Source organism: Prevotella conceptionensis 9403948 (assembly GCF_000312305.1).
Lineage (GTDB): Bacteria > Bacteroidota > Bacteroidia > Bacteroidales > Bacteroidaceae > Prevotella > Prevotella conceptionensis.
Genome location: NZ_HE999448.1, coordinates 45,429 through 62,359 on the forward strand (window position 1 = coordinate 45,429; position 16,931 = coordinate 62,359).

General features: G+C 39.2%; 10 protein-coding genes and 3 pseudogenes. 10 read left to right on the plus strand and 3 right to left on the minus strand.

Features of this window, described 5'->3' with window-relative positions:
* Positions 1-69: 69 nt before the first annotated feature.
* Together BN93_RS09625 and BN93_RS09630 are read left to right on the plus strand one after the other, a co-directional pair.
* A complete protein-coding gene (locus BN93_RS09625; protein ID WP_019188123.1) occupies positions 70-3,258 on the plus strand; it encodes an efflux RND transporter permease subunit in 3,189 nt (1,062 codons plus the stop codon).
* A complete protein-coding gene (locus tag BN93_RS09630) occupies positions 3,242-4,666 on the plus strand; it encodes a TolC family protein (protein ID WP_019188124.1) in 1,425 nt (474 codons plus the stop codon). The genes BN93_RS09625 and BN93_RS09630 overlap by 17 nt, the downstream gene beginning before the upstream one ends.
* Positions 4,667-5,080: 414 nt before the next feature.
* Here BN93_RS09630 and BN93_RS09635 read toward each other — a convergent pair whose 3' ends face one another.
* Together BN93_RS09635 and BN93_RS17605 are read right to left on the minus strand one after the other, a co-directional pair.
* On the minus strand, positions 5,081-5,335 hold the full coding sequence (locus BN93_RS09635; RefSeq protein WP_004373772.1) for a DUF5053 domain-containing protein: 255 nt from the start codon (positions 5,333-5,335) through the stop codon (positions 5,081-5,083).
* A 61-nt stretch (positions 5,336-5,396) separates the two neighbouring features.
* The gene (locus BN93_RS17605; protein WP_019188125.1) at positions 5,397-5,552 is read right to left on the minus strand and encodes a hypothetical protein; all 156 of its coding nucleotides are present in this window, start codon (positions 5,550-5,552) and stop codon (positions 5,397-5,399) included.
* 357 nt (positions 5,553-5,909) lie between these two features.
* On the opposite strand from BN93_RS17605, the pseudogene BN93_RS17610 reads away from it, so the two are divergent.
* From BN93_RS17610 to BN93_RS09655, 3 pseudogenes are all read left to right on the plus strand, one after another.
* A pseudogene (locus BN93_RS17610) lies at positions 5,910-7,099 on the plus strand (IS5 family transposase).
* 130 nt (positions 7,100-7,229) lie between these two features.
* Positions 7,230-7,400: pseudogene (locus tag BN93_RS19170) on the plus strand (plasmid mobilization protein); the annotation flags it as partial.
* Positions 7,384-8,464 (plus strand): annotated as a pseudogene (locus BN93_RS09655) (relaxase/mobilization nuclease domain-containing protein). The pseudogenes BN93_RS19170 and BN93_RS09655, both read left to right, overlap by 17 nt.
* A gap of 652 nt (positions 8,465-9,116) precedes the next feature.
* Here the strand turns inward: BN93_RS09655 and BN93_RS09660 are convergent.
* A complete protein-coding gene (locus BN93_RS09660; RefSeq protein WP_019188127.1) occupies positions 9,117-9,947 on the minus strand; it encodes an IS5 family transposase in 831 nt (276 codons plus the stop codon).
* 156 nt (positions 9,948-10,103) lie between these two features.
* Here BN93_RS09660 and BN93_RS09665 point away from each other — a divergent pair, with 156 nt between their 5' ends.
* The 5 genes from BN93_RS09665 to BN93_RS09685 all read left to right on the plus strand — a co-directional run bounded on the left by BN93_RS09665 (position 10,104) and on the right by BN93_RS09685 (position 16,613).
* Complete coding sequence (locus BN93_RS09665) at positions 10,104-11,924, plus strand: ATP-binding protein (protein WP_019188128.1); 1,821 nt, start codon at positions 10,104-10,106, stop codon at positions 11,922-11,924.
* A gap of 340 nt (positions 11,925-12,264) precedes the next feature.
* Positions 12,265-13,488, plus strand: a complete 1,224-nt coding sequence (locus BN93_RS09670; protein WP_019188129.1) for a site-specific integrase — start codon at positions 12,265-12,267, stop codon at positions 13,486-13,488.
* Between the two features lie 309 nt (positions 13,489-13,797).
* A complete protein-coding gene (locus BN93_RS09675; protein ID WP_019188130.1) occupies positions 13,798-14,700 on the plus strand; it encodes a phosphoribosyltransferase-like protein in 903 nt (300 codons plus the stop codon).
* Positions 14,697-15,014, plus strand: a complete 318-nt coding sequence (locus BN93_RS09680) for a hypothetical protein (protein WP_019188131.1) — start codon at positions 14,697-14,699, stop codon at positions 15,012-15,014. Before BN93_RS09675 ends, BN93_RS09680 begins: the two co-directional genes overlap by 4 nt.
* A 192-nt stretch (positions 15,015-15,206) precedes the next feature.
* Positions 15,207-16,613, plus strand: a complete 1,407-nt coding sequence (locus BN93_RS09685; RefSeq protein WP_019188132.1) for a retron St85 family RNA-directed DNA polymerase — start codon at positions 15,207-15,209, stop codon at positions 16,611-16,613.
* The last annotated feature ends 318 nt before the right edge of the window (positions 16,614-16,931 follow it).

The window sequence follows — 16,931 nt, forward strand, 5'->3', positions numbered from 1 at the left end:
ACATCGTATTATTTCATGATGAGAATAACCATTTATAAGAAGAAAAAAAGACGCTAATAAACAGTCAATATGTTTCAAAAGTTTATTCGAAGACCAGTACTTGCCATCGTTGTTTCATTGGTAATCGTCTTCATTGGCATTCTTTCGCTGTTCAATTTACCCATTACTCAGTTCCCATCTATATCCCCTCCAAAGGTTAATGTGGTAGCCGATTATCCGGGAGCCAACAATGAACTGATGATTAAGTCAGTGCTTATTCCTCTTGAACAGGCACTGAATGGTGTGCCGGGAATGAAGTATATCGAGTCGGATGCAGGCAATGACGGCGAAGGAGAGATAAATATTGTCTTCAAACTTGGTACAGATCCAAATGTCGATGCTATCAATGTGCAAAACCGAGTGTCGGCAGCGACCAACAAACTACCGCCAGCTGTTGTGCGCGAAGGAGTGAAAATATCTCGTGAGGAGCCTAATATCCTCATGTATATCAACCTATATAGCGATGATCCTAAAGTCGATCAGAACTTCCTTTTCAATTATGCGGACATAAATATCTCCCCAGAACTCGCCCGCGTTGATGGCGTTGGAGATCTTGATATCCTTGGAACGAGGAGCTTTGCCATGCGTGTTTGGCTCAAGCCTGATAAGCTTACAGCCTATGGTTTGTCTGCAAGCGACATCACAGATGCCTTACAACAGCAGAGCATTGAAGCCTCTCCAGGCAAGCTTGGGGAAAGTTCGGGCAAGCATGCACAAAGCTTTGAGTATGTGTTGAAGTATCCGGGACGTTATACAACGCCTGAAGAGTATAGCAATATTGTCGTGAAATCAACTCCTGATGGGCAATTTATCAGACTCAAAGATGTAGCAGATGTGAGCCTCGGGAGTGAGGTTTATGACATATATTCTACGTTGAATGGTCACCCGTCTGCAGCCATAACACTGAAACAAGCCTATGGATCGAACGCGCGACAAGTTATTCAGAACGTCAAGAAAACTATGGCTCACCTTCAAAAAGACATGCCAAAGGGCATGCATTATGAGTTGAGTTACGACATCAGTAGATTCCTTGATGCCTCTATAGAAAAGGTAATTCACACGCTGTTTGAAGCCTTTATACTCGTTGGTTTCGTTGTATTCTTGTTCCTCGGAGACTGGCGTTCTGCCCTCATTCCATGCCTTGCAGTCCCTGTTTCGTTAATAGGTAGCTTCGCAGTCATGAATGCTTTCGGCATAACGCTTAACATGATATCGCTCTTTGCCTTAGTAATGGCGATAGGAATCGTGGTCGATGATGCCATTGTGGTAATCGAAGCGGTCAATGTGAAGATAGCCCAAGAAGGCTTAGAACCTTTGGAAGCCACGCAAAAGGCAATGAAAGAAATCAGTGGAGCCATAGTAGCCGTGACGTTGGTTATGGCATCTGTGTTCATTCCTGTAGCCTTTATGGGTGGCCCAGAAGGCATGTTTTATCGGCAGTTTTCAATCACAATAGCTTCTGGAATCGTGCTTTCGGGCTTCACAGCCCTAACACTTACGCCCTCGCTTTGTGCGCTAATATTGACTCGAGAGCGTGATAACCACATCAAAAAGACGTGGCTTAATCGTGTACTTGATAAGTTTAATGCGGGCTTTGACAAAGGAATCGGCGGCTATCGCAACGTGCTTCAACGCACTGTTTCGAGGAAGATTATCACACTTCCGCTGTTACTTTTGTTCTGCATTGGAGCCTTCTTTATCAACAATTCGTTACCATCGGGCTTTATTCCTCAAGAAGATCAGGGCATGATTTATGCTGTAATTGAGACGCCACCTGGTGCTACTATTGAGCGAACGAATAAGGTTGCACATCAACTTGCGAGTATAATTGCAAAGGAAGATGGCGTAGAAAGTGTGTCTTCTTTGGCTGGATATGAGATCCTTTCTGAAGGAACCAGCGCCAACTCTGGTTCGTGTTTGATTAATCTTAAGCCTTGGAAGGAACGCAGTCGGACGGCAAAAGAGATCATCAATGACCTTGAAAACAAGTGCCAACAAATAACAGATGCCAACATAGAATTCTTCGAACCACCTTCTATTCCAGGCTATGGTGCGGCGTCAGGTTTCGAGCTTCGACTCCTCGATAAGACTGGAAGTAACGACTATCATGCTATGGAAAAGGTCAGCAAGAGCTTCGTTTCAGCTCTTAATAAGCGTCCAGAAATAGGCTCAGCCTTTACCTTTTACTCGGCCAGTTTCCCTCAATACATGCTCCGAGTAGATAATGATATCGCCGCACAAAAAGGCATTACGCTCGGTACAGCCATGGATAATCTCTCCACATTGATTGGTTCTGACTACGAGACGGGCTTCGTTCGATTTGGTAAGCCCTATAAGGTCATCGTGCAAGCCGACCCAAAATATCGTGCTTTTCCACAAGACTTGATGCAGTTAAAAGTTAAGAACAACCAAGGTGAAATGGTGCCTTATGCCGACTTCTTACACATGGAAAAGGTATATGGAATGAGTGAGATGACGCGGCATAATCTATATAATTCTGCCGAAGTTACAGGCTCAGCAGCAGCTGGATACAGTAGTGGTCAGGCCATCAAAGCTATCGAAGAGGTGGCTGCTTCGACGCTACCTCACGGCTATGATTACGACTTTGCCGGCATCACTAAAGACGAAGTAGACCAAGGAAACCAAGCGTTGATCATCTTTATTGTATGTTTAACGTTCGTCTATCTCATCCTTTCAGCACAATATGAGAACTTCCTTTTGCCACTTCCAATTATTACTTGTCTGCCCGCAGGCATCTGTGGAACGTTCATTTTCCTAAAACTCACGGGATTGGAAAACAACATCTACGCCCAAGTTGCTATGGTCATGCTGATTGGTTTGCTTGGAAAGAATGCCGTGTTAATGGTAGAATATGCCGTGCAACGCCACAACTTAGGCAAGAGTATACGTGCAGCAGCCATCGAAGGTGCGGCAGCTCGCTTCCGTCCTATCCTCATGACATCGTTCGCTTTCATAGCCGGCTTGCTGCCATTAGTATTTGCTCATGGTGCAGGGGCTATTGGAAACCGAACCATTGGCACGGCAGCTGCAGGTGGAATGCTATTCGGAACATGCTTCGGACTCATTCTCGTTCCGGGATTGTATTATATCTTTGGGCGCATGGCCGACCATGTAAAGATGGTTCGTTACCAACGAAACAAGCCATTGACTGAGGAGAAAGACAAACAATATAAACTTGAAAATGATGAAAAGAAATAATATTTTCCTTCTTATTCTGATTGTCATCGGAGTGTCATCTTGCAAGACTCCCCAAGCGACGCAAGTCAATAGCCGCACGCGTTTGCAGCTACCCACGCAATATAATGGTGATACGCTGACGGCGAAGACTACGCCTACGTCATGGAAAATGTTTTTCACCGACCCACAACTCAAGGCACTTATCGACTCCGCTTTAGTCAATAATCAAGACTTAAAGATAACATTGCAGCAGATAGCTGTAGCAAAAAGCGGAATGATTGCAGCCAAAGGAGCCATGCTTCCATCGCTTTCCGTGGGGGCTGAAGTAGGAGTTAGCAAGGCCGGACGATACACAAGTGAGGGTGCCGGCAATGCTTCTACCGAGATGACTCCTGGGAAACTCATCCCCGATCCACTCATGAACTATCACCCGGGCTTTGCCTTTGACTGGGAACTCGACCTCTTTGGCAAGTTGAAGTCAAGCAAAAAAGCGGCTGTCGAGCGTTATTTGGCAACCTTAGAAGGCCAGAATGCCGTGCGCGCTTCATTGATTTCACAGGTCGCAAGCAATTATTATACCCTGTTGGCCTTAGATAACAAGCTCGCACTTATACGCAAATATATCGATCTTCAGCGTCAGGCGGAGAAGATAGCTGAGATACAAAAGGAGGCCGATAGCGACACAGAACTGGCTGTTGAGAAGTTCAAAGCAGAGCTTGCAAAGGCGCGTTCGCAGGAGTTTGCATTGAAACAAGAGATTACTGAATGTGAAAATGCACTCAACTTACTGCTCGGTCGTTACCCAACGCCTATTCAACGAGATGCCAAACAGTTGTTGAATGAAGACGTGAAAACAATCGTTACAGGACTTCCTTCCAATCTTTTGAGCCACCGACCCGATATCCGTCAGGCTGAACATGAACTCGCTGCAGCTCATTGGGACGTAGAAACGGCGCGCAAAGCCTTCTTGCCTTCGGTAAACATTAGTGCCACTTTGGGACTTGAAGCCTTTAATCCTACCTACCTAACGCGTATGCCAAAGTCGCTCGCTTACAGTGTCGTGGGAGGACTAACTGCACCACTTATCAACCGAAAGGCTATCGAAGCTAACTTCCAACAGGCTGATGCCGCACAGCTACAAGCCTTATATGAATATGACAAAACACTGCTCACAGCTTATTCTGAGGTATGTACGCTGCTGTCAAAGAACAAGAATCTCGCCGCCTATTATGCGTTAAAAGAGGAAGAAGTGAAGACTTTGGAACACTCGGTTGAGGTATCTCGTCAACTTTATATGAACGGACGAGCTACTTATCTCGATGTACTTGAGGCCGAACGCGATGCGCTTGATGCCCAAATGGAACTGCTTGAAACACGCCAACAGCAGCTTTCCTGTGTCGTAGACCTATATAGAAGTCTCGGAGAATAAGGCTCATCAAACTCAAAAGCAAGTGATTTTTTGAAATGATTTATTCGTAATCACGAAATTTTTCAGCGGAAAACATATTGTGATTTTGATTTAGGTATGCTTATAAACAAGAACCATCACATTATGTTTCTATATAAAACGCATTGAGAAATATACATATCAACACTATCGGTGTTGCGTTTTTTCTGCGTAATCCGCCATGAATCCCCTCGTTATAAGCGTAATAGACATTTCGAACAAATTTTCATTTAGGATAATAATAACTGCTTATCTTAAATGGGGAGTTGTTTAAGATTGTATAAAAGGGAGGAGGTGGGATTGGATAAAGGGAAAGCCCCTCGCAATGCGAGAGGCTGATGTGCGCCCGTAGGCGACGGGCGGCTTTTGTCTTGAATGGTCAACAGATAACCACGCCTAAATTCTTTCTGCAGCTCGGCGGATGCGGTCACTCAGATCGAAAAGTGAGCCACGGAGATGCTCTATCTCTTCCTCATTGAAACCGCCTGTGCCACCATTGCCGTCGATACCGTTTAATTTGTGGTAGAACCACGATGATGACTTGTGGAAGTATCTATTGGCAAAGTCCATCCACGACACGGACAAGTTGATGTCTGCCAAACGCTGCTTCATATCGCTGACTACTACCGGCTTTCTAATAACTGTTTCCATTGTTGTATTCCTTTCTTTTATTAAAGCTCCTCCCCTTTTAGGGAGAGGCGGTGTTTTGTTGTTAATAGGGTTGGCGAAGCATTGAGTAGAACTTCTCGATGATGATTTCCAGTAATCTGGGATAACCGTTAGGATAGGAACGGTTATAGTTTCTCATCTGCTCAATCAGGTCTCTTTCCTCGAGTGTAACCTTCATTGTTTCGGTTTCTTGTTTCATATTCTGTTGTTTTATTAAGACAAGACAAAGATACTATAAAAAATCGTATTGCCTAAACGTTTACTATAAAAATTTGTAGTAAAGTTTGTTTTTTAACAATATTTTATTCGTACTGCTCGCTTTTTGTGCCTTTATTGGAAAAAATCATTGAAACTGTCCCCATGTAATCTTTGAAACTGACCCTATGTAGTTATTTTATAACTTTTGTTATTAGCGTTCATCTTTTCTGGCTTCTCAATCGTATCTTCTTTTGCCAGTTATTACTATTGTTTATTTTGCAAAAATAGATATAATGAGACCTCTGCAAAACTCCTCATATAATTTGTCTTTCTTAAATCTTTTTTGTACCTTTATGGTATGAAACAAAAGTTATCCTCTCCCAGTTTTGCTGACCTATTCCTTGGGCAAAGAAAGATCAAGCAGACATTCTTTTCACAAATAAACACAGTCATTGATTGGGCACCCATTCGTGCTATAATAGAAGTGGCTTATACAAAAGGTTATAAGTCTACTGGCCGGCCCAGCTATGACAGCCTTGTTTTATTCAAGATTGAATTACTCCATACCTGGTATGGTCTGAGTGACGGAGAAGTTGAAGATCAGGTTAACGACCGCCTGTCTTTTAGTCGCTTTGCAGGTCTTGGCATGGAAGATATCGTTCCTGATAGTACTATAGTGTGCCGTTTTCGCAACATTCTTGTTGAAGCGGATCTGTATGATACGCTTCTTGCGGAGTTTAATCGGCAATTGGAAGCTAAAGGAATCATTGTTAAGCGTGGTGCCATTGTTGATGCCAGCATTACGAATACGCCCCGTCGCCCCCGCGGAGGTAAGAGCTATGAGGTCGTTGAGGATAGAAAAGAGGATGAGAACATAGAGGCTTCTGAGAAAGCCATGCTCAAAGAGGTTGTCAAGCCTAACGTAGATACTTTTTTTCGCTTAGTCGGACGCCACGACAACTGGCGGGAGGCTTGCACCGGCGTTGCAAACGTCAAACCAAAAGGAAAGTTAAATGCTCAACATGAGCAAATGCCAAACCAAAAGGAAAGTTAAATACACCGGCGTTGCAAATGTCAAACCGAAAGGAAAGTTAAATGCAACGGCGTTGCAAGCGTCACACGGTAACGGATGAAAACGGAATGGTGCTTGCCGAGGAAACGACAGCTGCCAATGAAAGTGATATGAAACACTTAGAAACACCCCTAAAGAAAGCTGAATTGCCACGGAAAGCACTTGTTTATGCCGATAAAGGATATGACTCGATGGAGAACAAAGAAACCCTCAGACGTATGAAACTTAAAAGCCGTATCATGCATAAGGGAACAAGAGGACATGAAATTACAGAAAGGCGGCAGCGCATCAACGTTGCGATAAGTAAGACACGCTAGAAAGTAGAACGTACCTTTGGTTCTATGCATAGATGGTTTGGTGCAGGAATAGCAAGATACGTTGGACTTTCAAAAACACATGCGCAGCATATTATGGAATCCATTGCCTACAACTTATACCGAACACCAGGGATTATTGTGTCAAATTGTATCAGATAATATGAAAATACACCGATAAAAGATTATTATCTACTCAAAAAGTAACCTCCAACGGCATCTTTTGGTCAAAAATATTCATTCTTCTAAAAGTATATGGGAGAAAATTGAGAGGGTGTAGGTTTTGCAGAGGTCTCATATTTCCAATCTTATCAAGGTAAAGGATGATGCATGGGTACTGATTACCCAAAGTCTTTCTTATCTGGCAAGGGAGGCATTTAAGCGTTTCTTCAATCCCAAATACCACATTGAGGAAAGGGCAATTAAACTCTTAAATCTGATGGAGAATGATAGGAAAATGTAGAGCAATTGCACATGGCAGCAATGCACTGGAATATATTTTTAGAGAGGGAAAACTCGGTAAAACACTTCTCTTTCATAATCTCTGTGGAACAACACCAAAGGAAATTTACGAGGAAATGAAGATAGTGAACGACTATAACACCCGGGTGCAGAAACAAATTCCTCCGCATTGAAATCGGTATAGCACCGAAAGATGAACCAAGATTGAATTTAACCTCTGTCCGTAATCTTGCGTCAAACTTTGCAGGGCGCATGGGGCTTGCCGACCATCAATGGGTAGCGGTTACACACAAAGACACCGACAATATGCATATCCATATCATCGCCAATCGCATTAGTCTGTATGGCAACGTTTATGACACTACCTTTGTGAGCAACAAGGCAGCGAGGGTCGCAGAGGAACTTAGCCGTAAGTACGGCCTGACCATTGCAAAGGAAGTAAAGGCGGAAAGACAACACCAAAAAGCAAAGGCCAATCCTACGAGAGAACAGACCAAGCAACAAATACAGAAGATTTGCTATGACCTACTTGAAAAATACAAAGGTACAGGCATCACAGGGCACTCCATGTTCCTCTACGACCTTAACAAGAGTGGTGTAATCATAGAACGTTTGAAGAATAAGCAGGGCAAAGTATATGGTTTGAAGTTCTCCTACTGTGGCCAGACATTCAAAGCTTCCGAAATCGGCAGGGAGTTAGGTTACCGCTCCTTGCAAAAGAACTTTGGATCATACAATAAAGCCGAAACAAAGGAGACGATAACAAAAGCTCACACAATAGCAGACAAGACTACAAAGAATAAAGTTCAATCAGATACAGGCTATCAACTCGTCCCTCCCAGCCGTTCGTGCATACTACCGAAAAATACAAATGATAGTTCATCTATTGCACAAGCCGTAGGAAATGTAGCAAGCACCGCCTTGAATGTAGCCGAAGAAATGATTTCGGGAGCAGGTGGACTTATCAATCCACAGACACACGGTGATGATTATGCCGAGATGGCATGGCAACATAAACTCATAAACCAAGCCAAGAAAAAGAAGAAACGAGGAAGAGGTATATAATGGATAGCTCTTCTCTATTTCCAATCACCAAAAAACTCAATGATGACGCAAATGAACGAAATTCTTATCAAAAACGCTTGTTATTCAAAGCAAATGATTATCTTTGCAAACAGAATAACAAGCGTTCTTTGTTGATGTAGAAACATGCGACAGAAAGCACTTCGCTCGTTTCCAAATCGTTACCTGTTTAGTTTGTATCACAAGGTAACTTCTTCTTTATCAATTAGATACATTTTAAGAATTATCTTGCAAGGTAAAATGGTGCAAAACACAAGGCAAAATGGTGCAAAACGCAAGACGAAAAGCATAAACATTCACAGCAATGGTATAAACAAAACCTTTTAGAACCATGAAACACGTGACCGAAAAGGGCAAAATAGTGGTTAAAAAGTGAGATTTTAGGGGCTAAAAGCGTGTAATTGGGCTTAGAAAATTTCGAGTTGGCAACCAATCTAGAAAGGCTAAATGGTACAAAATGCAGTTCTTTTTCTTAAAAATGAACATATTGGAAGGCGTGAAAACCAAGAAATAGGGGCGATTTACCTACTTTATGGCCTATATTTTCGCTAGAACGGCGTGGAAATTAGAGTGGTGTTGTAAAATAAAAAAGCAGTTATTTAAGCTTTTGAGCTTTTGAATTTTTAAGTTGAAGTCATCTAGACTTTTCCCTCTTTCTTATCTTTTTCAGAAAAATCAGTATGAATGCGATATAGTTCCATCCCTCCCAACTGGTTTGTGTTGTATCGAACCTGTTGAGCACGCTCCTATATGAGTCCATCCACGCATTAGTCCTTTCAATGCTGTATCTCTCCTTGTAAAGCAGCTCATCAAGTAACTCGTCATCTCTCCGCATACCTCTACGCTTATTGAAGGCGACGTTTGGGAACACCTCCTGCTGATGGCAACCTCGCCTGAATAGTGCAGAGTCAAAGCCGGCATCTGCATTGAGAAAGAGTCCCGATACGGACAAGCCTGAGCCCTTAATACCTGCGAACAAATCCTGAAGAACCTGGGAGATGTTGTGAAGGTCGTTGTGAGAACCCGAAACAGGTGTGGACATGGCAAGCGGTATGCCTTGCCGGTCTGTGACATAGATGGCATTGGTGGTCGTTCTTTTCTTGCGTCCTTGGTATCCACAGCACTCCCCACCGCGAAGCGTGGTGGTGTGGCTGCCGTCCAAATCCACACTGGACATGTCCAAGAAACACCTGTGACGGCTCAACATCATGCCCCAAACCTTTTTCCATTCGCCGTTCCTCGACCACTTGCGGAAATGGGCATACACGCTCTTGTAGCTCAAAACCCGCCCCGTGAAGATGGCTGAAATGGGAAACATGTGCCACTGACAGCCCGTTTTCAACTTGTAGAGAATGCACTGAATGACCTCCACCAGGTCACTTTTTGTCACATAACCGCGTTTTGCCACCGACAAATATGGCAAGATCTCAGATTTTATTGTATCTTTGTCCAGTACTTCGTACATGAGAGGAGTGTTTATCTTGGTTTTTACAGTACAAAGATAATAAACTCCTCTCAATTTGTAGAGATTTAAAAAGTCTAGATGACTTTAATGTATGCTACAAAACGTACATGCATTATTGACAAGTGCAGTAACAGATAGAATAACATTAAAATAAATATGAAATTAAAAAGATTATATCTTGAGAATTTTCGGAGTTATAAGGACTTGATTAGTATAGACTTTGAGAACATAACTACTTTTATCGGTAAAAATGATGTGGGGAAATCAACGATATTAGAGGCATTAGAGATTTTTTTCAACAGTGATATAGTTAAAATTGATAGCTCCGATGCCAATGTGTTTTCGGATTCTAAAATAGTTACAATAGCATGCGATTTTACGGAATTACCAAATGAGCTGGTTTTAGATTCTGGTGAGAACACGTCATTGAAAGAGGAATACCTGCTAATAGATGAGGATACGATGCGTATTAAAAAGACTTATGATTGTAGTAAATCCAAACCTTCTGAAGATATATGCATTGTAGCTAATCATCCAACAGCAGACGGATTTGAGAATCTTCTTTCTTTGAAAGAAAGGGAGCTGCAGAAGATGGTTAAAGAGCGCCAATTAGATTGTTCTAGAAAAGGTAATCCTATAATGCGTAAAGCTTTATGGGAATCTGCTGATGATCTTAATATATCTGAGGTTGAAATCTCTTTGACAAAATCTAAAGAAGATGTAAAGGATATTTGGTCTAAGATAGAATCACATTTGCCAACTTATGCACTTTTCCAAAGTGACCGTTCCAGTAGTGATTCTGACGGAGAGGTTCAAAATCCAATGAAAGTAGCTATACTGGAGGCTATTGGTGAAGTTCAGAAGGTGATACAAGAAATTCAAGAAAAGGTGCGTGAAAAGGCAACAGCAATTGCAAATCAAACCCATGAAGCTTTACAATCTATTGACCCATCATTGGCAAATGAGTTAACACCTACATTTGCAACACCTTCTGTATCTAAGTGGAACAGCCTATTTTCAATAGCGATGGATACAGATGCAGGAATATCACTTAATAAGCGCGGTAGTGGTGTAAGACGAATGATTTTGGTAGGTTTTTTTAAGGCAGAGGCAGAACGGAAAGCAAAGAAAAGCAATAAAAAGGATATTATTTATGCGATAGAGGAGCCTGAAACTGCTCAACACCCTAATAACCAAAAGATTTTAATCAACTCCTTCTTAGAATTATCAGATACTCCCCATTGTCAGATTATCCTTACAACACATAGTCCAGGTTTAGCTCAAGAATTACCAACTAATAGCATAAGATTTATAAATAAGGACGAACACAATAATTCTGTTGTTCAAGGGGGAACGGAAGTTGTTATCTCCAATGTCGTTAAGACCTTAGGTATATTTCCTAATCCTGAACAAAATATAAAATTGGTTATTCATGTAGAAGGTCCTACGGATGTTATAGCTTTAAAATGTTTCTCTCGTTGTTTACGAGAAAAATATCCTAAAGTTATTGATTTATCGTCCGATAGTCGTATATTGCTGATACCATCTGGCGGTAGTATTCTTAAATATTGGGTAGATGCTCACTATTTGGAAAATTTGCATTGCCCATGTGTGCATATCTATGACAATGATGTGGCTGCATATCAAAATACTATAGATAAAGTCAATACGCAAAATGACGATTCATGGGGAGTCCTCACAAAAAAACATGAAATAGAAAATTATCTTCATAGTGATGCAATTAAAGCAGCTTATGATGTAGATGTAGATACAGATGAGGACAAGGTACCAGAAAGGTTTGGTGAAATTTATGCTAAAAAGAAAAAGTTGGATAATCCAATGAAAGCAAAAACAGCCAAGATCTATCTTGAAAAAGCATTTGACAATATGACATACCAATTATTAATGACACGAGATACTGAGGGGGAAATTAAAAGTTGGTTTGACAAAATGAAAGCAATAGTGGAAAAACCATAATGTTGATTGGGAACAATTTGGGAACAATTATAAAATAAGAAAAAGCTAAGAGTTTAGAAATAAACTACTTAGCTTTTTACTTAGTACCCAGACCCGGTACAATGCCGTGAAAATAAGAGAAGCCAAAAGAATATATTAAATTGATAATCAACAACTTATAATTTTCTTATATTTGTCGACTTTACCCATTTTTGCCTGTTTTTTGTTAGATAGTACACTTTTAGTACACCTTGATATTCGGAACTTTTTAGTATCTTTGCAAAATAAGAAAACATCTGAAAATAAATGAGTTAATGATTTTACTCGGTTTGATACACATTTAGGTACATAACTATCAATTATGGCAAAATTAGAAAATAAAGCAAAGGAAAACCCGAAATTGGAGCAAAATGTGCTTTCTGATGGTCGAATAAGTCTTTATCTGGAGTATTATCTCGGTAGAGAAGAAACGCCTGTATTGGATGATGACGGTAATCCTGTTTTATACGGAACAGGAAAGATGGCTGGTAAACCCCAAATGCATATTAAGCATAACAGGCGAAAAGAGAACTTGCAGTTGTACTTGATAGCCAAGCCTCGTACTCCTGTGGAGCGACAACAGAATAAGGAAACACTTGCATTGGCTGCCAAAATCCGTGCGGAGCATGAACAACAGTTTAAGGAGAGTATGCTTGGCTATCGTTTGAAGAAAGATAGAAATATCAACTTCTTAGACTATTATCAGGCTTATATTGATAGCTATACCAAGAAAGACCTGCGAATGATTAAGATAGCCTTGAATCGTTTTAAAGACTTTTTGAAAGAACAATATCCTGTTTATGAATTTAGTATTAAGCCCGAACTAATAACTAAAGATATGATGGAGCACTTTGTTGAATATCTGCAATCACGAAGTGTTGGTGAAGGTGCAAAGAGTATCTATCAGCGTTTCAAGAAAGTGGTGCGCTACGCCATTGACCATGAAGTAATGTTGAAAGACCCATGTAAAGGTGTGGTATGCAAAGTCGACGAACAGATCTTGCGCAAGGACGTGCTGTCTATGGATGAAATCCAATCTTTGATACAATGTCATTACGACAACGAGAACCCAAATGTGCGACGAGCCTTTATTCTATGCCTATATTGCGGTTTGCGTTTCTGCGATGTGAAAGATCTAACCTATAAGAACATCGACTACACCAACCATCTGTTGAAGTTTGAGCAGAATAAGACCAAAGGGCATTCTGCCAATAGTGGTGTCGTTATCCCTTTGAATGATGGTTTACTTTCATTGATAGGAGAAGCTCCCGAAAACTTAGACACCTCCATTTTCAATTTGCCAACATATGAGAGTTGTTGCAAATCGGTAAAACGGTGGGTAAAACGTGCAGGCATCAATAAACACATCAGCTGGCATTGCGCTCGCCACAGCTTTGCCGTGAACATCCTGAATAATGGTGCCAACATCAAGACCGTTGCAAGTTTGTTGGGACATAGCGGATTGAAGCACACCGAGAAATATACTCGTGCTGTGGATAAATTGAAGTCGGAAGCAATCAATAGTTTGCCAGAATTAAAGTTATAGATGTCAATACAGAAAAAAATAATTTCTCATTGTAACAACTATTTTTTGTTCCGAATGTTTTAACTATGCTATTTTTTTTAACTTTGCAGTAAAAAACAGAAAGGGCTATAAGAAAAACGTAATATAGTCCCAATATATTATCATAAAGAGTTAGCAACTATCTCTTAATGAGAATGAAAATAGCCTACACCAAAGATGATATGATAATCCCTATGCGCAATTAATGGCCTTCTCATCCGAATAAATATTAGGAATGAGGTTAGATAATTCATTTTGTATAATAAGAATCTTTGTAGCAGCAATTATATAATGAAGAAAATAATAACTCCTTCAGCCCTATTAAATCTCAATAAAAGATACGAGAATACTAAATGGGCGCAAAGAGATCAAGAACGAGTTGGATATTTGGCTCGTAGAATGTCTTTACTGGAAAAAGAGGAGAAAGAACTAATAATAAAGTTGACAGACCAATTTTGTTATATAGATTATTTAGAAGTACCCCAATATTTAAAGAAAACATTTGGAAATTTTCTTAGTAACAACAATCAGTGTGACAAATTTATAATAGCACCATTAAAATCCCCATTTGTAAGTAGGTTTACGAAAGACAGCGCAGGAAGGAATTTAACACAAAAAATCAAAAGTTCAGACTTTTGCTATACAACCTTAAAAAACACCTTTATAAAGTCAGAATATGCCAAGAACTTACATTTCTATTTTTGTGATACGCCACAAGCTATAAAACAGAATTTCAAGAATACTTGCAAAATAGCTTTTATAGATGATTTTATTGGCTCAGGGGAGACAGCAGTTACAAATATTAACGAATACTTATCTTATTTTCAATGCGAAGGTGTTAATGTTAATGCAAGTCAACTTAGTATTGTTGTTATAATAGCTATGAAGGAGGGAATAGATTATATTAATTCTCATATAAAAAAAGTAAACTCTTATTGTTATTTTTCGAAACAAAAAGGTATAACGGGGAGCCCAGAACTAAACACTAAAAGTAACGTAGATTTGATGAAATCTATAGAGAATAAGGTATTACAAAATCTCAACCGAGATTTCTCTTTTGGATATAAGTCGAGTGAATCTCTAGTTTCAATTATGGAAAAATCCCCAAATAATACATTTCCTTTCTATTGGTATAAAGGGAAGGATGGACAAAATGGAGAATTAGAGCCAATTTTTAGAAGGAATATACAATGATGATATTAGATACTATAGACCAAGAATATTTACTGGAGGTCATTGAGCATAATGGAGATATATCTCCTCTTTTGAAAAAACATGATTACGCAAAAATCGCTTCTGCATTGAAATCTTTACTAGAAGATGGATGTGCAGAATATGATGAGCAGGAACTTCGAATTACGGAGAAAGGTAAAGCTGAACATGATAAATTGAAAATGATTCTACAACGTAAGCATAACGGATGGATTTCTCCAAAAATTGATGAAATAATTTCTCCAATCCAAGAAAATTATATATATTTGCCGAATAATACAAAAAGTTTAAAATAACATATCAATTTGTCCTAGGGGGCAAGCGGTTGTATGAGTCATACTGCTGTATAGGTATAAGGTTTCAAGCGATTCAGGCTTCTAATGTTGTTTCAGCGGTCAGAGCCCGCTTCCACAACATTAGAGCCTGATGTCAGAAGACAAAGATGTCAGGAGGCTAGCAATGCTAGCCTCCTAAAAAGATTTTAAATAATGGACTTTAAAGAATATAAACGGCTTTTTACAGAAAAAGCACAGAATAATGGGAGGGATTCTGATTATATAAACTTATGTCTTTCTTATGCAGAGAAACTTTATAATCAACAAGTCCCTGTTATATATGATATAAAACATCTTTCTCTTTTAGTTGGTGTAAAGGAGGATTATATAAGAAGAGCCATAACATACACTAATAAATATTATTGGAACTTTCATATTCCTAAATTAAATGGTGGAAAAAGAACTATTAATGAACCTCTACCTTTATTAAAAGACATTCAGTTATGGATACTCCATCATATACTAGAAAAACAGGAAACTCATCCCTGTGCAAAGGCTTATGTACCACAAAGAAAGTTAAAGGAGAATGCAAAATACCATACTCGACAAAAACTAGTAATCTCGTTTGATGTACACAACTTTTTTCCTTCTATTGATTTAGAGGCTATTAGTAAGATCTTTATTAATATTGGTTATTCCAAGAAAAATTCATTCTTATTAGCTAAACTATGTTGCTTAAATAATGAGCTACCTCAAGGAGCTCCTACAAGTCCATATCTTTCTAATCTCTATATGTTTTCTTTCGATGATAATATAATGAGATATTGTCGTGAGAAAGGAATAATCTACACACGATACGCTGATGATATTACTTTTTCTTCCAAAAGTGATATTAATATTAAAACTTTAACTGAATTCATTAAGCATGAATTAAGGAATAAGAAACTTTCCTTAAACCCAGCGAAGAGTAAGGTAATGTACAAATCCGACGCCCAAATTGTTACAGGGATAGTTGTTAATGAAAGAATGCGTTTACCAAAGAAAAAACGTCAGGAATTGAGGCAAGAAATGTATTATGTAATTACCCGAGGTTTAGAAAATCATATAAACTTTATTAAATGTAATAAAAAGAATTACTTGAAACATTTGGCTGGAAAAATAATGTATGCTCTATACCTTGAGCCATCCAATACAGAGTTCCAAGATTATCACACTTTTCTACAGCGTTTAATGAATCCCAACTATAAAAGAAAGAAAAAAAAGCTAGCTTTGGATTCTAATATAATATTAAATGAAGTTTTAATAGAGCAGCTCTCTGAAAATTATATTACTTGCATAGAAAATGATAATAGCATACAAAGAGTCGGAAGTCTTGAATTACATTACGGTTTAAACCTATGTCATGCAAATTCATTATTATTTGCAATTATGCTTAAAGAACAATATCCAACAGTAAAAGTAAATATTTCCGAGGGTATTGTTGTTTTGACAAATGGTTTTGCTTATACGCACTTTTGGATTCATGTTGTACAAAATAATAAGGAAGAGTTTTGTGATGTTACCCGAGATTGTTTTGAAAAAAAATATTACAAGCAAAAGAACGTAGATATTATAAGGTAACCGATCTTACAATAGACGAGATGGAGCAAAGATTGGCTAGTGATAATATTTTTTTAGATTCCAAAGAATATTTAAGTTTATATTATAAGAAATATCCAAAGTTCTCCGAAGTGTATGATGGACTTAACAATAAACTAAGCGATTAACCCCAATAGCATAGATTTATTATACATAACAGGCAAAAATATCGAAAAAGAGCTAATTGGTAGAAAAATATCCCGCCTATATGCATTTTACCTAATGTTAAGAAATCTCGACCCACATTATTAATGGGTACAGTTTTATCAACTTTTAGAGAACTGAAAAATAATAGTAACT